At 30.6% G+C, this 21,899-nt stretch carries 22 protein-coding genes; all 22 read right to left on the bottom strand.

Annotation, left to right across the window (positions count from 1 at the left end; translation table 11 throughout):
• Positions 1-115 precede the first annotated feature (115 nt).
• Positions 116-1,024: a glycosyltransferase family 2 protein gene (locus tag KKQ79_RS00420; protein WP_213188490.1), complete on the bottom strand. Its 909-nt coding sequence runs from the start codon at positions 1,022-1,024 to the stop codon at positions 116-118.
• Entirely contained in the window at positions 1,011-2,126 is a 1,116-nt protein-coding gene (locus tag KKQ79_RS00415; protein ID WP_213188489.1) for a DegT/DnrJ/EryC1/StrS family aminotransferase, read from the bottom strand. The genes KKQ79_RS00420 and KKQ79_RS00415 overlap by 14 nt, the downstream gene beginning before the upstream one ends.
• Positions 2,123-2,674, bottom strand: a complete 552-nt coding sequence (locus tag KKQ79_RS00410; RefSeq protein WP_213188488.1) for an acyltransferase — start codon at positions 2,672-2,674, stop codon at positions 2,123-2,125. The genes KKQ79_RS00415 and KKQ79_RS00410 overlap by 4 nt, the downstream gene beginning before the upstream one ends.
• Positions 2,671-3,087: a sugar 3,4-ketoisomerase gene (locus tag KKQ79_RS00405; protein WP_213188487.1), complete on the bottom strand. Its 417-nt coding sequence runs from the start codon at positions 3,085-3,087 to the stop codon at positions 2,671-2,673. The genes KKQ79_RS00410 and KKQ79_RS00405 overlap by 4 nt, the downstream gene beginning before the upstream one ends.
• Positions 3,077-3,481, bottom strand: a complete 405-nt coding sequence (locus KKQ79_RS00400) for a sugar 3,4-ketoisomerase (RefSeq protein WP_213188486.1) — start codon at positions 3,479-3,481, stop codon at positions 3,077-3,079. Before KKQ79_RS00400 ends, KKQ79_RS00405 begins: the two co-directional genes overlap by 11 nt.
• Before the next feature lie 169 nt (positions 3,482-3,650).
• Entirely contained in the window at positions 3,651-4,808 is a 1,158-nt protein-coding gene (locus KKQ79_RS00395) for a glycosyltransferase (protein WP_213188485.1), read from the bottom strand.
• 12 nt (positions 4,809-4,820) lie between these two features.
• Entirely contained in the window at positions 4,821-6,113 is a 1,293-nt protein-coding gene (locus KKQ79_RS00390) for an EpsG family protein (protein WP_213188484.1), read from the bottom strand.
• A 32-nt stretch (positions 6,114-6,145) separates the two neighbouring features.
• Positions 6,146-7,207, bottom strand: a complete 1,062-nt coding sequence (locus KKQ79_RS00385) for a polysialyltransferase family glycosyltransferase (protein ID WP_213188483.1) — start codon at positions 7,205-7,207, stop codon at positions 6,146-6,148.
• Positions 7,208-7,209: 2 nt separating this feature from the next.
• Positions 7,210-7,896 (bottom strand): acylneuraminate cytidylyltransferase family protein, encoded by a 687-nt coding sequence (locus KKQ79_RS00380; protein ID WP_213188482.1) that lies wholly within the window; start codon positions 7,894-7,896, stop codon positions 7,210-7,212.
• Positions 7,897-8,943, bottom strand: a complete 1,047-nt coding sequence (locus tag KKQ79_RS00375; protein WP_213188481.1) for a nucleotidyltransferase family protein — start codon at positions 8,941-8,943, stop codon at positions 7,897-7,899.
• The gene (gene neuC / locus KKQ79_RS00370) at positions 8,927-10,066 is read right to left on the bottom strand and encodes a UDP-N-acetylglucosamine 2-epimerase (RefSeq protein WP_250131154.1); all 1,140 of its coding nucleotides are present in this window, start codon (positions 10,064-10,066) and stop codon (positions 8,927-8,929) included. Before neuC ends, KKQ79_RS00375 begins: the two co-directional genes overlap by 17 nt.
• Entirely contained in the window at positions 10,048-11,076 is a 1,029-nt protein-coding gene (gene neuB, locus KKQ79_RS00365; protein ID WP_213188480.1) for an N-acetylneuraminate synthase, read from the bottom strand. Before neuB ends, neuC begins: the two co-directional genes overlap by 19 nt.
• Positions 11,063-11,698 (bottom strand): acetyltransferase, encoded by a 636-nt coding sequence (locus KKQ79_RS00360; RefSeq protein ID WP_213188479.1) that lies wholly within the window; start codon positions 11,696-11,698, stop codon positions 11,063-11,065. Before KKQ79_RS00360 ends, neuB begins: the two co-directional genes overlap by 14 nt.
• A complete protein-coding gene (locus KKQ79_RS00355) occupies positions 11,685-12,830 on the bottom strand; it encodes a LegC family aminotransferase (RefSeq protein WP_213188478.1) in 1,146 nt (381 codons plus the stop codon). Before KKQ79_RS00355 ends, KKQ79_RS00360 begins: the two co-directional genes overlap by 14 nt.
• A 78-nt stretch (positions 12,831-12,908) precedes the next feature.
• Entirely contained in the window at positions 12,909-13,268 is a 360-nt protein-coding gene (locus KKQ79_RS00350; protein WP_213188477.1) for a four helix bundle protein, read from the bottom strand.
• A gap of 57 nt (positions 13,269-13,325) precedes the next feature.
• Positions 13,326-14,513 carry a UDP-N-acetylglucosamine 4,6-dehydratase gene (locus KKQ79_RS00345; RefSeq protein ID WP_213188476.1) on the bottom strand — a complete coding sequence of 396 codons (1,188 nt, stop codon included), beginning with the start codon at positions 14,511-14,513 and terminating at the stop codon, positions 13,326-13,328.
• A 10-nt stretch (positions 14,514-14,523) separates the two neighbouring features.
• Positions 14,524-15,750, bottom strand: coding sequence for a hypothetical protein (locus KKQ79_RS00340; RefSeq protein ID WP_213188475.1), 1,227 nt, complete (start codon positions 15,748-15,750; stop codon positions 14,524-14,526).
• A 55-nt stretch (positions 15,751-15,805) separates the two neighbouring features.
• Positions 15,806-17,602 (bottom strand): ABC transporter ATP-binding protein, encoded by a 1,797-nt coding sequence (locus tag KKQ79_RS00335; protein ID WP_250131153.1) that lies wholly within the window; start codon positions 17,600-17,602, stop codon positions 15,806-15,808.
• Between the two features lie 29 nt (positions 17,603-17,631).
• Positions 17,632-18,672 (bottom strand): pseudaminic acid synthase, encoded by a 1,041-nt coding sequence (pseI, locus tag KKQ79_RS00330; RefSeq protein ID WP_213188474.1) that lies wholly within the window; start codon positions 18,670-18,672, stop codon positions 17,632-17,634.
• Positions 18,659-19,675 carry a GNAT family N-acetyltransferase gene (locus KKQ79_RS00325; protein WP_213188473.1) on the bottom strand — a complete coding sequence of 339 codons (1,017 nt, stop codon included), beginning with the start codon at positions 19,673-19,675 and terminating at the stop codon, positions 18,659-18,661. Before KKQ79_RS00325 ends, pseI begins: the two co-directional genes overlap by 14 nt.
• A 1-nt stretch (position 19,676) precedes the next feature.
• The gene (locus tag KKQ79_RS00320) at positions 19,677-20,123 is read right to left on the bottom strand and encodes a YhcH/YjgK/YiaL family protein (protein WP_213188472.1); all 447 of its coding nucleotides are present in this window, start codon (positions 20,121-20,123) and stop codon (positions 19,677-19,679) included.
• Between the two features lie 3 nt (positions 20,124-20,126).
• Complete coding sequence (locus KKQ79_RS00315) at positions 20,127-21,899, bottom strand: cytidylyltransferase domain-containing protein (RefSeq protein ID WP_213188471.1); 1,773 nt, start codon at positions 21,897-21,899, stop codon at positions 20,127-20,129.

Below are 21,899 nucleotides of genomic sequence, written 5' to 3'. Positions count from 1 at the left end.
GTTTCGAAAACCTTTTTTAATGATAGATTTATAGAAATTAAGACCTATTATTTATAACTTCTTATTGTTAAAAATTAGATAAAATGTAAATTAAAACTGGGCTCTCTAATTTTGTTTAATCATTATTTTTTTTAGCAACTAAGAAGGCTATTGGATATAAAAAAGAGCAAAATATTTTAGAAAATAACATTTTTATATCTTTTATTACACCATAAAAAGGTTTATCACTTATAATTCCATAATAAACAGTAGCAAAATGAAACCTAGCTTTAAGAAAATAAGCGTTTGGCACTTTTGTAATATATCTATTTAGAAACTCTATATAGTAGAGATAAGTTTCTAAAGCAACTTTTTTTCGTCCTCTTTTGGTTAAAGCATTTGAATTTTCTGGTTCAATATAATATGTTCTTAAAACATCATTCATATATATTGTTTTGTATTTCATCCCAATATCTGACCACAAAAATACTTCCCCAGTTCTGTAACCTGTTAAGTCAAATTTGTTTTCTCTTAATATTTTGGTCTGAGTAACAACGAATCTTTCTTGAGAACCATAAATGTGCTTTTCAAACATTTCGTGATAACTAGATATTATCAAATCATTCGGAAAAGAAGAACCAATTATATTCCCATGTTGGTCTCTACACCTACACCAAATTCCTGCAATCTCGTCTGAGCCATATTCCTCCCATACTTTATTAAATCTCTCGAGAGTGATTTCATCAAAGGCATCATCATGTCCTGCAAAAATCATCAATTCACCTTGAGCTTCATCAAATGCCGTATTGAAATTATAATAAAGCATTTTGTTTTCTGGATTATTAATTACTCGTATAGGAAAATCAGAAAGTTTTTCATACTTTTTTATCAATTCAGCTGTCCCGTCTGTAGAAGCATCATTAATTATAAGCCATTCAAAATTTCTATATGTCTGATTTTTTACACTCCTGTAAACTCTTTCCAAAAATTTTTCTGAGTTGTAGCATGGAGTAAAAATAGTAAAGCGATACTTAAATTTGTTCATTGAAAAAGGCTTTTATATTTTCTGAAATTAATTCTACATGTTCTACCCCCATTCCAGGCCAAACAGGTAAACTTAAGCAAGTTTCTGCCAATTCTTCGGCAATAGGAAAATCTCCTTTTTTTAATCCTAAGCTTTCATATGCTTCTTGTAAATGAGGTGGTATAGGATAATGGATTAATGTTCCTATGCCCTTTTCAGTTAAATAAGATTGCAACTCATCTCTTTTTTTAGTGCGAATAACATACAAGTGGTAAACATGAGTTGCGCCTTCGGCGATCTTTGGCAATATTAATCCTTCGATCTCTTTTAAAGCTTCATCATACCAAGCGCCTATTTCTTGACGTTTTAAAGTCCATTCTTTTAGATATTTCAACTTTACACTCAAAAAAGAGGCTTGCAACTCATCTAGACGCATATTATGACCAATAAATTCATTGTAATATTTTTTTTGTGACCCGTAATTGCGTAAAATTTTAACTTTTTCCGCTAAATTTTCATCATTTGTTGTTACAGCTCCTGCATCTCCAATTGCGCCTAAATTTTTCCCAGGATAAAAACTTGTTCCGTTAATATCGCCCCAAGATCCAGTGATTTTTTCCTTATAAGTGGCTCCCTGCGATTGCGCATTGTCTTCTATAACAAATAAATTATATTTTTTTGCAATATCCATTATTGGTTGCATTTCGCAGGCCTGACCATACAGGTGTACTGGCATTATTGCTTTAGTATTAGGAGTAACTGCTTCTTCAATCTTTGAAAAATCAATATTGTAAGTTTCAATATTAGGTTCCACAAAAACAGGTTTTGCTCCAACATAAGAAACAGCCAAAACTGTAGCAATATATGTATTAGAAGGCACTATCACTTCATCTCCTTTGCCAATACCTAAGGCTTTAAGAGACAAATGCAATGCATCTAAACCGTTGCTTACACCCACACATGCTTTTGTATGATTAAAGCTTGCATATTCTTCTTCAAATTGCTTCACTTTATTTCCTAATACGTACCAATAACTATCATACACTTCCTCAAAAGCCTTTAACATTTCTACTTTAATCTCAGAATGTATGGGTTCGAAATTTAAAAATGGAACTTTATTCATAATTTTAATATTAATTCGTTATTAATTACTTGCCACTTATTACCTTTATTATCTTCATAAAAACCATTCTTATATTCCATTTTTGTACCGTCATCATTTAACCATGCAGAAACTATAGCAGGACTTCCTTTTACTAAGGCTTTTTCAGGTACATTCTTTGTAACTAAAGAACCCGCAGCAATCATTGCATTAGCTCCTATTTCTATTCCTCCTAAAATAATAGCTCCTGCTCCTATTGAGGCATTTTCTTTTATGATGGTTTTTTGAAAAGAATCAGGATATTTTTTAGAACGAGGCCTTTTATCGTTAGTAAACGTAACATTTGGGCCAATAAAAACGTTATCTTTTACTGTTATACCATCCCATAAATAAACACCTGATTTTACTGTTACATTATCTCCAAGAACAACATCATTTTCAATGAATGTATGACAATTAATATTGCAATTTTTTCCAATAGTAGCTCCTTTTAGAATTATAGCATACTGCCAAACATTTGTTCCTTCTCCAACTTTATCTGTCTGAACGTCTGATAATGGGTGTATCATTTTTTATAATTTAAAAAGTCTGAGTATTGTCTTATATAATCATCTTCACTGTATTCATGTGAAGCCAAAACCAAACAAATTGATCCAGATGAAAAATTGATTTCAGAAGCCCAAATTCCAGGTGGAATATGCAAGCCTATATAAGGTCTGTTTAGTTGTACTAATCTTTTTGACTTTCCATCATCTAACAATATTTCATAAGCCCCACTTGCAGCTACTAGAAATTGATGACATTCTTTATGAGCATGAGCTCCTCTTGATTCTCCTCCTGGGATATCGTATAAATAAAAAATTCGTTTTATCTGAAAAGGAATCTCAATATTATTATGAATTGGAGTTATATTTCCTGCTCTATTTTCAATTTTAGGTAAATAAATAAGATTACAATCGAAAACAGTGATATTATTTTCCATTTTTTATTGTTTTAAAATTATCAAAATTTCTAATATAATCATCTTCATTATAATCATTATCTGCCAAAATTAAAGCTAGCGAGTTAGTTGAAAAATTTTCCAATTCTCTCCAATACATTTTAGGAACATAAAGTCCATAATAAGAACGATTTAGATGAAATCTAAATTCTTTTTCTCCATCATGTAATACAACGTCAAAACTGCCGCTTAACGCAACAATAAATTCTTGCAAATGATAGTATGCATGACCACCTCTTTTTTCTCCTCCTGGAACATCATAAATCCAATAAGTTCTTTTAATTTCAAAAGGTATATTTTTTTCATTCTCAATGAATGAGAGATTTCCTCTAGGATCAAATATTTTCGGTAAATCAATTATTCTTGGTTTATCCATATTATTTTGTATTAATTTAATAAAAATTACTGTTTTATATTGCTCATTTCATGATAAGAACTACATTAATTGGTCTATACATGTCTAGCAGGATTATCATAATTTATTGTGTTTACACTATTTTTATTCTTTGAAAATTAAAAAAACTAAATAATTCTAATTTTAAAACCTATTTAATCGTTTCAAAAACCTTCTCCCATTTTTTATAGGTTTCTTCATAAGAAAATCTTAATACATTTTCGTAGGCATTGAGTGCGAGTTCAGAAGTCTTTTCTGGATTATCCATGAGTTTTTTTGTTTCTGCCGCATATTCATTACAATCAAATGGTTGAACTAATATTCCATTTTCATTATGATAAACGATGTCTGAGGCAGCAGAATAAGAATCAAAAAGCATCGGTACACAGCCATAACTCTGGGCTTCTATCAATACATTCCCGAAACCTTCAAAAGCAGAGGTCATGTGGAAAATTTTCGCTTTTTTATAATAATCATTAGGGTTTACATTACCAAAAAAATGTATTCTATCTAGATTATTTTTTTTGCAAAATTCTTCCATATTTTTTTTCTCAGGACCCTCTCCTAATACCCAAAATTTCCAGTCTGGAGACTGAGCATGTAGTTTTTCCCAAATTTCTAATAGTAAATCTACTCTTTTTTGTCTAATATTAAGACTTCCTACATAAACTACTATATTTTCTTTTGGGAGCGTCTTAATATCTAATTCAGGTCTCAGAAATGGATTTCCGATTCCGTGTATTTTATGTAAGTATTTTTTAAGTTTTGGTACTAAAAATAATAATTCTGGTTTAAATTTTTCTGACAACATCACAAATGCATCTGTATTTTTTACGATAAAACCCAGCTCTACATTTTGTCTAAATATATGATACGCCAAAATTATTTTTCTTGTAATATAGGTATTTAGAAATCCTATTTTCTTTCTTTCAAAAAAATCTTTGAGTGTATTCTTATGATTATCATAAAAATTGAGTGGATTTATTCTTAGGGTATTAATGATTTTGGTATCTCTAGGCTTTACTTTCAATAATAGTTTTGTTAATTCTAAAGAAGCGCCCATCTGATTAATGATACAATCTATTTGTTCCTCCTGAAAAATTTTCTTTAATGCTGAGGGTTCTCTTTCATTGACTTGAAACAACTTAATCCCCTCATAATCCTTTACAGAGTTTGTATCATTTATATAAGAAACAATAATTACTTTATGTTTCTGTGCTTCAAAAATTTTAGCCAGTTTAGAAGTAGTTCTTTGCACTCCTCCTGCATTGGGGTCTAATTCTCGAGTTAAAAATAACGCTATATTCATAATTTTTCTTAATTAAAATAAGTGACTTATCCCCTCTCTAATAGAAAAATCGGCATTTCCTAGGAACCACGATACTGGTGGCAATACTAATGTAAAGAAACTTAATATTTGGATGAGATAAGACATTTGGAAAAGTACCATGGGAATGGATGCAATAAGAAATATCACCAGAATCCTATTTAGTAATGTTATATTCTTTTTTGAAAGCTGATATTTCTTTAGGGTAAAAAGCAAATGGATAGTAGCTGCTATAATAAAAAGTCCCGCAATTATTTTTACTCGACCAGAAATGGTAGGTGAAAAAGTAACTACATTTGAAAAAGAAAATAACCCTATCCCTGATGCCATTAAAAAATTAAAACGATCATCAGCATACTTACTATTAAAGAAAAATAATAAAACTAAAGTTAATCCTGGAATTAAAATTGAAGTAAAAAATACTTCACCATAGGTAACATAAAAATTTCGATTAATTTTTGATTGGATTTCGTTACGGCTTTCCATACGCGCTACATCCTCTTCAGAATCAACCACATAGGCATCCTGCTGGCTTTCGATTAAACTAGTTTTAGGGATGTAATTCTCAATATTTGCAAAATTTAAAGTAAGTCCAAAAGATAATAAATAAAATATTGTTAAAATGTGAGTTCGTCGTCTAAAAATATAGGCTCCAATAAATGGAATCAAAACAACGAGATAGGAAAAATGAACAACTATTGATAATAATAAAATCAAAAGATATTTCTTTTTTTTTGTAGTAGCATAGCTTAAAGCACCATAGAAAAAAATCCACATACCCGTCCACATTCTAATAGAATTCATAGCACCTAAACTTTTGTATAACAATAATACAATTATAAACCCAATTAGAATTCGATTTTTTTTAACACTTAATTTATTCTGTAATATAAGAAGAACTGATTTAGAAAAAAAGTATCCTAAAACCAATCCTGCAAAAACATGTATAAGCTCTGGGATTCCAAAAACAGAAGCTGCTAAATAGGATATGCAATGTAAATAAAGGTCTTTAGCCCCTGAATTAGCACTATTTAATGTAGCTAATTCAAAAAATTCATTAAAAAAAACCTTAACTGACATATCTGTGTAATGTAATATTGCATTTGCCAAATGACTTTCGCCGTCTGAACCTGGTCTATATACATAACAGCTTCCCGCAATTCCAAAAAATAGAATTCCAAAAAATATCAGAACACGATCATCTTTACTTTTAAGAAGATTTATCAAACCTAATATAGGAGAGAAAAACATTAATAAAATTAAATATCCTTTATCCGTTTTAAACATAGTATTAATATAAATAGTGTTTTGGGGATTATCTAATTAAAGTTTACATCAATTAAATGATTTACTTCGTCCCAGTAAAATTTCATCTTTTCGAATGGGTTATCCGGTTTTTCTTTTATATCTTCGAAAAATGACCATGATTGCTGTCCAAAAATAGAAGCGTAAAAGAGTAAAGATGAGACAATACCTATTACTTGTAAATTCTTTGCCTGAATAAATAACCATTCTGCAATAATAGTATTTGGCATGACTTCTACTTTTATATTATTTTTCTTCAAAATATCTATTAAGTAAGAATTTGATGCTTTACTTTTAGGTCTTAGTTTTACCAAAATTTTTGTTATGCCTTTTTGTTTTAAATGAGCAATTGTTTTAAGAATTGCAGTTTCATAATTTCCCTCAGCCACTTTATATACTCTAGGGAAAGATTCTTCAATCCATATCACTTCATCCTTAATCTGAGTATAATAATCTTCATTACTCCATATTGTAGGATCAATTTCATGAGGATTTAATATTATTTTTTTTTCTCTTTCTATTCCTGGAAATCCGTGTTCCGAAAAAGTATAGAATTTTATCTCATTTATCCCTGCATAAGATTGCGGATTAAAAGGAAGGCTTAACACTCTAATATTTACCCCTCTCATCACACGAAAAAGAGAAATTGCCAATTGTTTATTATTTTTATTCCTAAAAGTTACTTGATTCGCTCCATTGGTTATAAAAAGTAAATTATCTGGCACTACATAACTTGCTGTTCCTTCTTCAATGAAATTAAATTTTACACAGTTAGGATGGGTGATCAATAATCTTTGGTAAGCATGCATTAAATCAATATAAGCTATGAATTGCTGACCATGGGTTAATTCCTTGATGTATTGATCATACGCTTTTACTAAGTTAAAATTTTTAATTTTTCGCCAGATTCCTTTTTCTTGTTGCTGATAAGAGTCTACTATTGTGCCTATTTTAAAAGGAACTTTATATCCATCATTAATTATAATTACATCTTCATGAGCTAACTTTTCTTGAAATATTACTGCACATGCAGAAAAAAAAGTAATCGGAGAATGAATGGTAAAGATATGCTTCATGATTATTTTTTAAAATCTTGTAAAATAATTTCGGCTATTTTCCAATCCAAAAGTGTATCAATATCGTGAGATGATGTTTCATCCATTTCAAATTTACAAACTTTAGTAAATTGGCTAATTGCGCGCTCTTTTAATGCTTTTACATTGATGATATAAATAGCACCATTGTATTCCCAAACTTTCGGACAATCTTGTCTTCTCGTAAAATTAGCTTCTTTAGTCTTTTTTAAGTAGCCATTACGATCTTCCTCAAAAAGGATATAATAGGGATTAGCCTTTGTTTCCTTTACACTTACCACCATGTCTATTGATTCATGGTATAATTTTAGTGCCTCTTTAATATGTGCACTCGTTCTAAACGGTGAGGTAGGTTGTAAAAGAATGAGTGTATCTGGAAAATACCCTTTAGATTCATAGTACGAAATAGCATGAAGCAATACCTCGTAAGTACCCGCCGTGTCTGATGCTAATTCATTAGGTCGCAAAAATGGAACTTTCAACCCTAATTGCTCTACTACAGATTTAATTTCGAAATCGTCAGTAGATACACAAATGAATTCGTCATCAAAAACACCTTTTGCTGCATCAATGGTATATTGTATTAAAGGCTTATCTCCTAATACTTTTATATTTTTTCTAGGAACTCCTTTAGAACCTCCCCTTGCAGGAATTACAATTAGTGGCTTCATTTAGAATTTCAGTTGCTTAATATCATGTTGTGCTTTCTCATAATCCTCATGCTTACCAATGTCTAACCAATAACCTACCAATGGATAAGCTACTACTTTTTTACCTCCCTGAATCAACTTTTCCATTAAATCTGTAGCATTGAAAGTTTCATTTTTAGGCACTTTATGGATTACTTCTTTCTTCATTAAATAAATTCCTGCATTAGAATAATGGGTATAAGTAGGTTTTTCTTTAAAGCCCGTAACTGTTTTATCTTTAGTTTCCATTACGGCATAAGGAACATTTACTTGATAAGGGATACAAGCTACCGCCAAATCTGCTTCGTGCTCTTCGAAAAACAAAAATAAATCTTCAAAATCAATGTTGGTCAATAAATCAGAATTCATCATCAATACATGATCATGTATAAAACCATCTACTAATGCTAATGCACCAGCCGTTCCCAAAGCATTTTCTTCCCAAACATAATTGATACGCAAAGCTTTTTCGCTTCCATCTTTAAAATAATCAACAAGCTGATTTCCTAGATAACGAACAGAAATCCAAATATCATCTATGCCATAGGTGTTCAAACGATCTATATTATGCTCAATAATAGGCTTATCTCCCACTTTTAATAATGGTTTTGGGGTGTTGTCTGTGAGAGGCTTTAAACGCTCTCCTCTCCCACCTGCCATGATTAATGCATCTACAGGAAGATACGATTTTTGATGCCTAAAATTAACTACATTGATAATTTTCATCTGTGCATCTACCACTGGAAATATGGTAAAAAACTTCTCTCGTAATGCAATAATCTCCTTTAAATTATATTTCCCTTGTTGAATGAACTTAGGATTAGGCTGAATGAATTTTGACAAATGATCCTCAAAAGCTAAACCTTTTATAAATCCTCTTCTTAAATCGCCGTCTGTTAAGGAACCTAACAACTTGTTTTCATCATCCACCAAAAAAAGTATGGCGTCTGAAGCCAGTTTATCTAATATTTCAAGTGCTTGACGAATAGACGTGTCAATATGTGCAAGATGTTTATGATATGGATGCATATTCCTTCTTTAAAATTTGAATTATTGTTTCCGATGGATTGGACTTAAAGTAAATATTCTCCCCGTTGTATACTTTTGCTGTATACTCCAGTGTGTTTTTTACAATTAAATCGTGGTTAAAAGGTACATGTATTACATTTTCACCACATAACCTATCTTTTTGTCTATCTCCTAGATTAAGTACATATTTTTGGAAACTCGCTGCTTCTACTATTCCACTTGATGTATTGCCTACCATTAGTTTGGCATACTTCATACAGGTGAAATACGATTGGGTACCAAAATTTTCAATTATTTTAATAGATTGCTGTTTCTTGGCTAGTGTTTCAAAAGCTTCTCTAAATACCATACCCGCCGTATCTGCATTTGGCATGGTGATTACGATTTGGAATTCATTTGCTAATTGTTCCAGCGCTTTTATGGTTTCTTCACAATATGCTAAATTCTTTTGATAAGCTACCGTTTCAGGATGCACAGTAACCAATATTGTTTTTATATTTAAATCAATTTGCCACTTGTTTTTAAACGCTTCTACGGATAAAAAATCAATGTTCTTTAAATTCTCTAAACTCAAGGAACCCACATTGTATATGGATGCTTTTTCATCATCTAAGAGTTGTTTTAATCTTTTAGCGAATGGCTCCGCTGCCACAAAGTGTAATTGACTTGCTAAACTAATACTATGCCTGTAAATATTGTCAATGGCTCCTAACGTTGTTTCTCCACCGTGCAAATGCGCTATTTTTATACCAAACGGAATACTTGCAGTCACCGCAGCAGCCATTTCAAATCGATCGCCTAATGCAAAAACAACATCAAAACTTTGTTCATTTTCCTGCCAATACTCAGCAAACTTAAGTGCCGTAAGTCCATAGGCGGAAGCTATGGCACTTGGTGTATCTCCTAAGAGAAGAGATTCTATTCTTTTTGCTATTTTAAATCCTTCTCTTTCAATTTGCTCCACCGTGTAACCATGAAACTTGGAAAGGTGCGTTCCAAAAACAATTAATTCAAGATGGAATGCTTCCTCTTTTTGTAACGCCTTAAGTAAAGGTAAATAAATACCAAAATCTGCTCGGGAACTTGTTAAAACACCAACTCTAATCATCTTATATCCTCCCATGTTAATTTTACACCTTGGGGTTTATCTTCAATTATTTTTTTGCCAATTACTTGATCTATATCCATTGGCGAAATTCCATCACCGGGTCTCAATGCCATTAAATGATGCGCTTGCAAAACCGTATCTTTCTTTAAATCTTCTCTTAAATGAAGACTCTTACGGGCAATAGCTCGGTTTTTATTTTCGCTCGCACTAGGTTCCTTTATTCCACTACCCGAAATCGCTAATTCAATATTACGAATCGTTTTCACCATTTCCTTTAATTCAGCTGGTTCTAAAGAAGCGGCATGGTCAGGACCTGGAAGATTTCTATCTAATGTAAAATGCTTTTCGATTACTTTTGCGCCCAATGCAACTGCGGCAATAGGCACTTCAATACCTAGGGTATGGTCTGAATAACCTATTTGTACGCCCAATTTTTCAGCCATTTGATTCATAGCTAGCAAATTGACATCTTGCATTGGCGTAGGATATTCTGTATTACAGTGAAGTACGGTAATTCTATTTCTTGTTATTCCTTCTGCTTCTATTACTTCGATAGCTTCTTTTACCTCTTTTAAATCTGCCATTCCTGTTGAAAGAATGATATCTTTCCCTTTTCTAGCGATATGTTGTAAATAGGGTTTATTGGTGATTTCGCCTGAAGGAATTTTATAAAAGGGAATTTCGAAATCGTTCAAAAAATCAATACTATCCTGATCAAATCCTGTGGATAAAAAATGTATTCCTTTTTCTTGACATCTTTGTATTAAAATAGGATACCAATCGTCTCCCATTTCTAGTTTTTTAAGCATTTCAAATTGTGTATCTCCTTCTCCTTGCATATTAGTCACTTGATATTGTGCCTTTTTAGCAGTTGGATTTACAATTTTTTCGGCTTTAAAAGTTTGAAATTTGACATAATCTGCTTTAGCATGAGCTGCTGCATCAATTAATTCGATGGCTTTTTGCAATTCACCATTGTGATTTACACCTGCTTCTGCAATTATTAAAACGTTATTTAATTTCATTTTTTCTAGTGGGATTTCCTACCCATATTCCTTTTTCAACAATTGATTTTACTACTACTGCACCAGCGCCAATAGTTACCTCTTCATGAATGCTAATATTGTTTTTAACTACAGTGTTAGCACCAATAAAAACATTTTTATTTACAGTGACATTTCCACACAAAACACTAGCTGGGGCTACATGTACAAAATCATTAACATGGCACTCATGCTCTATAATGGCACCTGTATTCACTATAACTCCATTTCCAATTTTAGCTTGTGCATTAATTGCTGTATTTTTTCCAATGTAAGTAGAATATCCTATTTGGGCTGTTTTTGAAACATTTGCGCTTTTATCAATCACTGTAAATTGATTGAGCCTTAATTCTTCAAAAAAATGTACTAACTTTTTTCTAATTACATTATCCCCAACGGTTGGAAAAACCAAGCTATTTTTAACAATTTCTTGAACCGCTACTTTTTTTTCAAAACCATAATAAGTAAGCCCGTAAGGATTAACGGTCGCTTCTTCAAAATCAAAATACCCTTCAATAGAATAGCCCATTTCTATCAAAGATTCGATGATGACATACGCATGACCGGAATAGCCAAAAATAAATACTTTTTTATCCTCTAACACTACTTGGTATATTTACAATTCTTTCTTCTAAATACTCCGCATTTTTTTGTGCATCTCTATAACAGTGTTGATACATAGACAAACGATACATCAGTTGCCAAATGGGTCTAGTCATTACTTTATTTTCATTAGATAACTTCAAAAATGCATTGCGTTCTTTACTATTCTCTAATTCTATACACATGAGCCAATAATTGGCTTTTGTATGTTCTAATTCCTTTCTAAATTTCATTCCTTGCCCTTCAAAAAAAGTGGCATATTCTATTGCTAATGCTCTTTTATTGGCTAAGAACATTTCTAATTGTTCCAATTGAGCACAAATTAAAGCTGCATTCAAATTAGGCATTCTAAAATTATATCCTACCTGATCATGTACATATTCGTACGGATGGGGCACTTTAGCCGTTGTTGTCAAGTGTTTTCCTAGTTGCCCTAATTCTTCGTCTTGGGTAACAATCATACCACCACCACCGCAAGTAACTATTTTGTTTCCATTAAATGAAAACACCCCTAATTTACCGAATGAACCGGTGTGCTTTCCTTTGTAATAACTTCCTAAAGATTCTGCTGCGTCTTCAACGATTGGGATATTCCACTCCTCACATACGCGAAGTAACGCTTCCAGATGAACAGGAAAACCAAAAGTATGCATGGGAACGCAAGCCGCTATTCTCTTACCTGTTTTTTTATTATAAGTTCCATTTTCTCTTTTTTCCCCGAATTCCTGTAAAAATTCTTCTACTGCCTTAGGAGATAACCCCATTGTATCAAGGTCTACATCAATAAATATAGGTTCTGCACCCGTATAATGAATGGCGTTTGCAGTGGCTACAAAAGTTAGGGCTTGAGTAATCACTTCATCGCCTCTTTGTACTCCTGCTAATTGTAATGCTATTTGCAAACCTGAGGTTCCATTTACTACGGCTACTGCTTTTTGTGTTTGACTTATTTGAGCCATTACTTGTTCTGCTTGATCTACATAAGCACCTACTGATGAAACAAAAGTAGAATCTAATGTATCTAAAACATATTTTTTCTCGTTTCCTGAAAACACAGGAGCGTGCAAGGGAATAAACTCGTTGGAGGCAAATTTTTCTCGAATGAAATCTATACTGTTTTGAAAGTAACTCACTTTATTTTTTTTGTTTATTTGTCGAGATGTTGAGTCGTTAATTCGAATCTACAACATACCTATCGGCAAAATGGTTAATTATAAATTTAAAGAATTTCTCAGTGCATTTAATTTATTAGTCACTTTTTCAATCTCTTGTCTCACTTCAACTAATTTAGATTTACTTACATACCCCAATTCATAAGAAATAAGGAGTTGACTTAAAACTTCTATCATACTGCTGTAAGCCATTGTGTAAAAATGAGCCTGATCTTTTTTTGTACTTCTTGAAGATCCCTCAGCAATATTAGATGAAACAGAAATAATGGCTCGTCTAATTTGATTGACTAGACCAAATTTTTCTGTATTGGGCAATGAATCAGTCATTTGATAAACTAAAACAGCTAGATTTTTAGCATCGTGCCATACTTCAAGTTTTTCAAAACCATATATTCTCATTCTAAATATCTATTAAGGCTTTAAGACGACTAAACAAATCGACGCATCCACAATCCATTACATTTTAGCATCTAAATATTTACCTGTTTCTTTATGATTAAAATCTGGAATCATTTGATGAAATAAATCTACTATTTCTGATTTTTCCCATTTTTGTTCCGCCATCATTTGACTTATCTTCTGTAAAAAATGATCTAAATTTTCATCTTCATAAGAAAGACTGCTTTTTACAATTCCTAAGTTTTGGAAACGAGACATATCCAATACCTCTCCATCCATGAAAAACTCTTCAAAGTCTTTCTCCCCCGTTGTATCACTATTTGTAAAAAAACAAGGCCATTTCCCTTCTTGTGGTAGGGTTTTAATTAATGTTCTTGCTTCTTCTTCACTACTGCATTCATGTGCTTCGAAACCTAACTCTTTCAAATATTTTACTGCAATTTCTGCAAAGGTAATGAGGTGTAATTCTTCACTTAATTTTGGAAAAAAGATATCTTTATTTTCCCCCAACAAACAAGACATTAAGCATAATTCCCCAGATTCTTGAGGGGTTACAAAATATCTTTTAATATCATTGGGTGCCACTATGGGCTGTCTTTTTTGAATTCTTTGATTGAATCCATGCAATAAGGAACCATCAGAAAAAGCAACATTGGCAAAACGAGCGGTTGAAATGGGTATGGTTTTACTTTCTCTCATTAAAAACAATTCCATTATTCGTTTGGATGCTCCCATCATGTTTACAGGATTTGCCGCTTTATCTGTAGAAACACAAAAATATTTTTTTACGCCTTTATCTTTAGCTTGTTGAATGGTTTTTAAAGTGTTCAAGATATTTACTTCAATCATTCTCATTAATGTAAATGGATCTTTTTCACTTCGAACGTGCTTCAAAGCCGATAAATTCAATACATAATCATAAGCACCATCAGCTTTGATGAAGGCATCATAAATAGGTGAAGCAATATCTAAAGCAAAGGTTCTAAAATCACCATCAATATAACCTAGAGAACTTCTAATATCACGCACCAACTCAACCAAATTATTTTCACTGATATCTACCACATGCAGTTTTTTCGGATTGCGCTTAAATATTTCTTTCGTAACAGCTTGTCCAATTGAACCAGCACCTCCAATAACTAAAAATCTATTATTTTGAACTAAATCTTTTAACTCATTATCAAAAGAGGCAATGTCGTTTGTGAGTAATGGTTTTACTCTCCCAATTAAATTTAAAATTTCCAAAACAATTAAATTAGTGATTTAACAAAAAGATAGGGTAGGTTTTTTTCATCTTTCTCGAATATTCAAGTAAGCCTAATTTTAATACTTCTTCAAATACATCATCTCCATTAATTAAACCTAAATTATATAGATTATGCATAAATGAATACTGAGAAAAAATATCATGGACTGTAAAATTTAGTGTTATAGTTTTTAGGTTATCTGGTGGTTCATTCCCATAAGATTTATCATAATTAAAACTAGTATAAAGATTAACTCCGTAAATTTTAATTTCTTTTGGTTTAAATAACAATACATCTGCAACTACATTTTCCATCATAGAAAAAGACCCATTCCAGTTTAGCATAGTGGTAGATGGCATAACCCTTGTTTTACATTTTTTAATCAATTTGTGATAATACTTTTCATTTTTGATTACTACAAATTTCACAGAATCAATAACATCATCAAAATCAATTTTATTTTGTTCTTCTAATTGACTATTGTTATAATATATAATATCAGGGAAACCATGATATTTTTTAACAATATTATCTCTTTTAGATTTTAATCCATTTAACTCAATAATTACATCATATTTTTCAATTTCGGAACTATAATCTCGATTAAACTCCAACGGACCAATTATTGCAATTCTTTTATTATGAATTAAATTCTTAAACTCAGAATCAACCAAAGATTGCTTGGAATCTTTAAAATCATAAAAAAGTTTTTTCCAAAAATCAGTTTTTGAAGTATTTTTCAATTTTGCTTTAAAAAAATTAATATCACAAGAATCAAATAATAAGGCAAGAAATAATTTGTTGAAATTTAATTGATAAACAATACGATTTTTTAAAGATTTAAAGAATTTGTAAGAAATTTGTCTTGATTTATAAGCACTTTCAAACAATCCCATACTTAAAAAATACATCGATAGTTCTAGCCATTGTCCATTAGTAAGTTTAATATTGTATTCCTGATGTTTTTCTAATAAAAGTATTAAATTTTCTTCAGAATCTTCCTCCTTAAATATTGCTTTAACTAATAATAAAATTTTCTTAATAAATAAATTATTAGGGAAATCTAATTTTTTTAAATGGTTAAACGAATAATAAAATTCATCTGTTTTAATATCTTTTAAAAATGCTTCTTGAAATTTAATCGCTCTCGGATTTCTATTTCTGTAATCAAAAAGAAGTAATTCATATTTTAACCCAAACAATGATGTTATTTTTTTCCCTATACCTATTCTCATAATTTTCTCAATTAAATTATAACTTTATTCCAGTTAATTTTTTTTTATATGTGTTTTAAAATTTTTGCATCTCAATCATTTTCTTGAATATTTGAGATGTTTCGATAAGTTCTTGAAAAGAGCCTGTTTGCTGGATTTCGCCTTTATTCATCACCACTATTCTATCGGCATTTCGGATAGTTGATAATCTATGTGCCACCATAAAAATTGTATAGTTCCCTTTAAGAGCATCTATACTCTCCTGAATAGCTCTTTCCGTTTCACTATCTAATGCAGAAGTAGCTTCATCCATTATTAATACATTAATGTTTTTAAAGAGTTCTCTTGCTATTGAAATACGTTGTTTTTGACCTCCACTCAAATTTACACCATCATTACCGAGAATTGTTTGAGCTCCTAAAGGTTGCTCTTTTACAAAAGTAGCAATAGCCGCTTTTTCTAAAACAGAATTAAATCTTTTTAAATTAAATTCATTCTGTTCCGCCCAAAGAGTGACATTATTAAAAATAGTATCATTAAAAATTACAGGGTCTTGCGTAATATAACCAATTTTAGACTGATACGACTTAATATCAAGAGTCTTAGAATCTATTCCATTTATATAAAAAGTTCCCTCATCAACTGGTATTAATCCGGCCAAAATATTTACCAGGGATGTTTTCCCACTTCCGCTTTCTCCAACAAAAGCAATTGTTTCATTGGTATTTATATTAAGATTAATATTTTTTAGAACTATAGAGTTATCATATTTTAGAAATACCGAATTCAGCTCAAAACCAGCATTTAAACTTTCTAATAAAAAAGAACCATTTGGTTGCTTTGCTAAGTTAATTTCTTGTTGGAAGTTCATCAAATTATCTAAAGAGCCAGACAATTCCAAAAATCTGTTATATGAATTTTGCAGATTCATTAAAGATGATAATGCTCGATAAAAAAACAATAAACTAATTAATATTGGACCTAGAGAAGATTTCAGAAGGGTTGTTTGAATTAAAATAACCGTAGCAACTACTATAATTAAAATGGGTTCACGAACTGATTCAAGTATTGCATTTAATTTTCCAATATGAAATCTACTTTTTTCAATCGATATAATATTTTTTTGTAGACGACTCCCATATAAATCTAATAATGCTGTAGCTTTCAAATATTTAAAGTTACTAACATATTGAATTATTTGCCCCTGATAAGAATGAGAATCTTTAGTAAACTTTCTAGAGGTTCCTTTTGTTCTTTTATAAATGGTCTTATACAAAAAATTGGATAAAAATCCTCCAATTGTTACTAACATTGCAAATTTAATATCAACAAAAAAAGCAAAACCTACATATACAACAACCATTACAGCATTTTGCAAGGTGTTTGCATAATTATAAAATGCTGCTGCAGCTCTTTCTATTTCAACAGACATTGTATTTTGAATTCGACCAATATCAGAAGTAACAAAATATTTGAATGAAATTTTGTTAAAAGCATAAAGTAAATGATTACGTAATTTACTTATAAAAAATTTACGAAGAGTAGCATTATAAATACTTGCAAAAAATTTTATTAATCCTTTAAATATAAAAAAGAATATCATTACTAATAATACTGAAACAAGATTTAAAGATAAACCAACACTTTCCATGCCAAGAACTAAAAATCTAAGCTTTCCTAGTGACGATCCTGTAGCCTTATTTACATTATTTACCATTTCTAACAAAGGCATAAACATAGCTAAACCAAGACCGTCCAAAACCCCTACAATAACACCTAAAAATATCATTATAAATAATCGATAATGTAAGTGTTTATAAAAATAAACTAGATTTTCAAAATATTTTAATAAAAGTTTCTTGACTAATTTCATTTAATTGTTTTTAGAGTTGTATTAAAATTTTAAGATTCAATCAATTGAAAAACAAATCGACTTCCTTTTTCAATGTCAACAATTGCTTTTTTTCCTAAAATCTCATTATAATATTTCGGATGAAGACCAAAACCAGGTCTAATGGAACGCACATTCTCTTTTGTAATAATTTCACCAGCTTTAATATCTTGTACTACATAAAGTGATCTTGAAAAATCTTTACCTTTAGCTTGTTTTTCTGTTAAGGTATAATCTACCACTCCTATTGCTTTTTCTGCCTCACGAATAGCCTTAACCATAGCAGTAAATTCTTCTTCATTCATAGAAAAGGAAGCATCTGGTCCTCCTATTTCACGATCTAAAATAAAATGTTTTTCAATAATTTTGGCTCCAAAACAAGTAGCCACTACTGGAACTGTTGCTCCCATAGTATGGTCAGACAAACCTGAAATTACTCCAAAACGAGTTGCTAAATCTTGTACCATAATCATATTAGCTTCTTCAATAGGGGCTGGATAGCTAGAGGTACATTTTAACAAAGCAATATCAAGATTTCCCATTCTTTTACAAGCATCTATAGCTAATTCAATATCTTCAATTTCCGCTATCCCAGTAGATAATATTATAGGTTTTCCTTTAGAGGCTACATATTCAATCAAAGGAATATCTGTGATCTCAAAGGATGCAATTTTGTAAGCAGGAACATTTAAACTTTCAAGAAAGTCTACTGCTGTAGTGTCAAAGGGTGATGAAAAACAAATCAACCCTTGATTTTTCGCTTCTTCAAACAAAGCTTGGTGCCACTCCCAAGGCGTATATGCCTCTTGGTATAATTCGTGCAAATTACGACCTTCCCAAATGGTCCCTTTAATTAAAAAATCATCTTTTCTTGAATCAATTGTAATAGTTTCTGCAGTGTAGGTTTGTAATTTTATACAATCGGCACCAGCACGTTTGGCAGCTCTAATAGTTTCTAAAGCTGTGTCTAAACTACCATTGTGATTCGCCGAAAGTTCGGCAATAATAAAAATCTTTGAGTCACTATTTATTTCAAGATTACCTATTTTCATATTTATATTTTTTTTCAAATGTAATGAAGGAATCAATTTCAGATATTTGATTAAATCCCAATGATTTAAAAGTTTTTAATGAGGAAATATTATCAATATGTACAACACCTGTTATTTTAGAAACTTCAATGTGCTTTATTAGTTCATTACAACCATTTTCTAATATTTTTTTACCCAAACCTTTACCATGATACTTTGGGTCTAATAAAAAACTTAATAATGCTTCGTTATTTTTATTTATATCAAATCGAATTGAACCAATTGGAGTTTTATTCAATTCTGCGATAAAATAAATACAATCTTTAGCACTTATTTTATTTAAGAACCATCTTTTATGTGGTTCATACAGAATTTCCCCTTTTTGAATAGCATATTTACGAACAACTTTATTTGAAGCCCATTCAAAAGTAATATTTACATCTCCATCAACAGCTCTTCTAAGTTCAATATGATTATTAAACTTTGAATGAATTAAAACATCTATAAACTTACCGTTAAAAAAACAATGTTCTTTTAACCTAGCTTCCTCAATAAATTTTGAATGTAATAAAACTTCGTATAAATGAGGTCTAAGATCAAAAGCATATGTAAATATTTTGTGTAATTTCAATTCATGAAATGCAACTTTTTCTATCAAACTCAAATAAGCAGTCCATATCTCATTAAATCGATTTTCTTCTAAAACAGTATTCATAATAAATGAAATCTCTGCATTTTGGTCAATCCAATTAATATGCACTAAACCTCCGTATCCAATACAAATTTCATTTTCTAAAAAAGAAAATAATATTTGGTTAGGTTGCGTTTGTTCAAATAATTTAGAAACTACATTTTCAAAGTAGTAGTCTTGATCTTCAATGGTTAACGGTTTATTTTGACGCAAGTGATAAATTTGTTCATTACGCCATTGCATTATAGCATAACTGTCTTCAAATCGGATAGGAATTAAAGAATATTTTCCTGATGTAAAAATTTGATTGTTTAGTGCTTTATAAAAATTCATTTTACGAGGCAGGTATTTTGATTACTATTTTTTTAACTGAATTAGAAATACCATACATTGCCATATGAGCAAAATGATTAGGTATTATGCAAAAATAACCCTCTGGAATAATTATAGTTTTAATTTGGTTTGACTTATATAAGGCATAATCGTTATCCACATCATAATCTTTATGCAAATAACACTCATCATCAATATTTGAAAAAGCAATTATATCAGAACCAGCGATGGTAATATGAATATCAAAATTTTTAATGTGAGCCTCTAAAATGTTTCTCTCAAAGTCTAAATTAGGTTCTCCCTGAATAGGTATTATTTTGAAATCATGCAATTCAGTATTTTTATCAATCTTAACTATATCGTCTACACCGCATAAGTCGATTAGATTCTTTATAGAAGAAAATTGAACTCCATAAAGTGACAAATTATATAGTTTATCAAAAATCATTGCCTAGCTATTTTTTGTAATTTTTGTAACCCTATTTAATGTAGCAATCAACTCCGCATCTGTTTTATATTTTAGAGTAATATGACTGTTTAATGAAGCAATATCTGGATTTGCGTCTAAATAGGCAAATATATTTTCAATAGTTTCTGGAAGTTTTTTTTCATCTAGATAACATTGTATCTTATTAAAAAGATCTAAATCTTCTTGATAATCTAGAGTGAGTCTATAATTTCGAATTAAATCTTTAGGCAAATCGACCAATTTAACTCTAAAATGCTCTTTGTTATTTTGAAAATACCACGTCATATATTCTGAATAATCTGCATTTGGAAAATGTTGCTTGACTTCACGTAGTGCTTGTACATTTATTACTTCGGGCGCCGTACCAACCGCTGCTTCTACTGCAGATGTATAATCAGCACCTTGCAAGAAGTGTTTTCTTAATAAAATTTCAGCGACTTTTTCAGAAACATATGGCATATCAGCGGTTACTCTATAAATAATATCAATATTTAATTTATTTACAATATCTAAGTATCTTTGGATAACATCATCTGGATGTCCAGTGTGAAATATCACTTGTGGCGAATATGTAAAATGTTCTAATTCGGAATCCTCTTCATCTATACTAGTTGCTAGTATGGTATAAGATGTGTCAGGTAATTTTAGACAACTTTGAATACACTTTTCAACCGAGGTGATTTCCCCTATGGGTAGTAATGCTTTTCTTTTTAAACGAGAAGATTTTAATCGTCCTGCTATAACAACAGCAATAACAGCCTTTTTAAAGTCTTCTCTCTTAAATGTTTCGCCTTTTTTAACATTTCTAGCTAAAATATATCCATTTGAAATTAAATTTTTAATTTCAAGAGCTGACAGTCCTGTTTGATTACTCCTTCTATATTCTAAATCAGAAATCATACAAATCCCTTTCCCTTTCGAAATATTTCGAGCAGCAATAGGCTTCTGAATACTATTTATAAGATATGTTTGTTCCTTTTTATTAATAAATGATTTTCCTTCTAACTCTTTATAATTTTTAATTTTTTCAACGAGTTTAGTATATATGTCAATGGTTATAGAAGAAAAATAATCATATTTAGTCTCAAGTGAACTATGCATAACATGTTTTTCTATATAACTAGCTCCATTAAGACTAGCTATTAATGGCAAAATAATTGCATCATCAAGTTTACCATCAATATGGTCTGCAAAAACAATAGGATTAGAAAAATGTTCTTTTAGATAACCCAATTTAACCAATCCACTATCTACCAACTCAGTAGGATAAGACTGAAAACCTACCTCTATCAAAATTTCTTCAGGATTAATATTATTCTGAAGATAATCTAATCGTTCTTGGATTTCATCTTTTTCTATTGCACTAATATTTACAATTAACTTTTTATCTGAGCAATCAATTTTGGTTAATTCTTGAATAACGTGTTCATTGTAAAGTACAGAAGCTTGAAGTTTAATTCCAAAAATCAGTTGTAAGTTTTCTTCTAAAATTTGTGTTCCATAAGTATCAAACAAATCTAACCAAACTTTTTTAGTTATTGCAGCTTTTTTAATAATCTCATTCCATTCTTTAGGAGAAAACATAAGTTCCTGATAAACTGGATACCATGTAAAATCAGATGTAGCAATTTTATCTGGATGTAATGGTTGAAATTTCATCCCGTGCCCCTCAAAAAGACTAAATTCATCAATAAGACTCATTACATAGTCTTTATTTCCTCCATGAGTATTAGCTACTTCTATTATGTAATTCAT

The sequence above is a fragment of the Cloacibacterium caeni genome (assembly GCF_907163125.1).
GTDB classification, from domain to species: domain Bacteria; phylum Bacteroidota; class Bacteroidia; order Flavobacteriales; family Weeksellaceae; genus Cloacibacterium; species Cloacibacterium caeni_B.
Note: the sequence above shows the minus strand (reverse complement) of the source record. Positions and strands in the feature narration are given on the sequence as shown.

Coding starts and splice junctions, on each gene's coding strand:
- KKQ79_RS00420 (WP_213188490.1), bottom strand. CDS start 1,024: ATGAACAAATTTAAGTATCGCTTTACTATTTTTACTCCATGCTACAAC.
- KKQ79_RS00415 (WP_213188489.1), bottom strand. CDS start 2,126: ATGAATAAAGTTCCATTTTTAAATTTCGAACCCATACATTCTGAGATT.
- KKQ79_RS00410 (WP_213188488.1), bottom strand. CDS start 2,674: ATGATACACCCATTATCAGACGTTCAGACAGATAAAGTTGGAGAAGGA.
- KKQ79_RS00405 (WP_213188487.1), bottom strand. CDS start 3,087: ATGGAAAATAATATCACTGTTTTCGATTGTAATCTTATTTATTTACCT.
- KKQ79_RS00400 (WP_213188486.1), bottom strand. CDS start 3,481: ATGGATAAACCAAGAATAATTGATTTACCGAAAATATTTGATCCTAGA.
- KKQ79_RS00395 (WP_213188485.1), bottom strand. CDS start 4,808: ATGAATATAGCGTTATTTTTAACTCGAGAATTAGACCCCAATGCAGGA.
- KKQ79_RS00390 (WP_213188484.1), bottom strand. CDS start 6,113: ATGTTTAAAACGGATAAAGGATATTTAATTTTATTAATGTTTTTCTCT.
- KKQ79_RS00385 (WP_213188483.1), bottom strand. CDS start 7,207: ATGAAGCATATCTTTACCATTCATTCTCCGATTACTTTTTTTTCTGCA.
- KKQ79_RS00380 (WP_213188482.1), bottom strand. CDS start 7,896: ATGAAGCCACTAATTGTAATTCCTGCAAGGGGAGGTTCTAAAGGAGTT.
- KKQ79_RS00375 (WP_213188481.1), bottom strand. CDS start 8,943: ATGCATCCATATCATAAACATCTTGCACATATTGACACGTCTATTCGT.
- neuC (WP_250131154.1), bottom strand. CDS start 10,066: ATGGGAGGATATAAGATGATTAGAGTTGGTGTTTTAACAAGTTCCCGA.
- neuB (WP_213188480.1), bottom strand. CDS start 11,076: ATGAAATTAAATAACGTTTTAATAATTGCAGAAGCAGGTGTAAATCAC.
- KKQ79_RS00350 (WP_213188477.1), bottom strand. CDS start 13,268: ATGAGAATATATGGTTTTGAAAAACTTGAAGTATGGCACGATGCTAAA.
- KKQ79_RS00340 (WP_213188475.1), bottom strand. CDS start 15,750: ATGAGAATAGGTATAGGGAAAAAAATAACATCATTGTTTGGGTTAAAA.
- KKQ79_RS00335 (WP_250131153.1), bottom strand. CDS start 17,602: ATGAAATTAGTCAAGAAACTTTTATTAAAATATTTTGAAAATCTAGTT.
- pseI (WP_213188474.1), bottom strand. CDS start 18,672: ATGAAAATAGGTAATCTTGAAATAAATAGTGACTCAAAGATTTTTATT.
- KKQ79_RS00325 (WP_213188473.1), bottom strand. CDS start 19,675: ATGAATTTTTATAAAGCACTAAACAATCAAATTTTTACATCAGGAAAA.
- KKQ79_RS00320 (WP_213188472.1), bottom strand. CDS start 20,123: ATGATTTTTGATAAACTATATAATTTGTCACTTTATGGAGTTCAATTT.
- KKQ79_RS00315 (WP_213188471.1), bottom strand. CDS start 21,899: ATGAATTACATAATAGAAGTAGCTAATACTCATGGAGGAAATAAAGAC.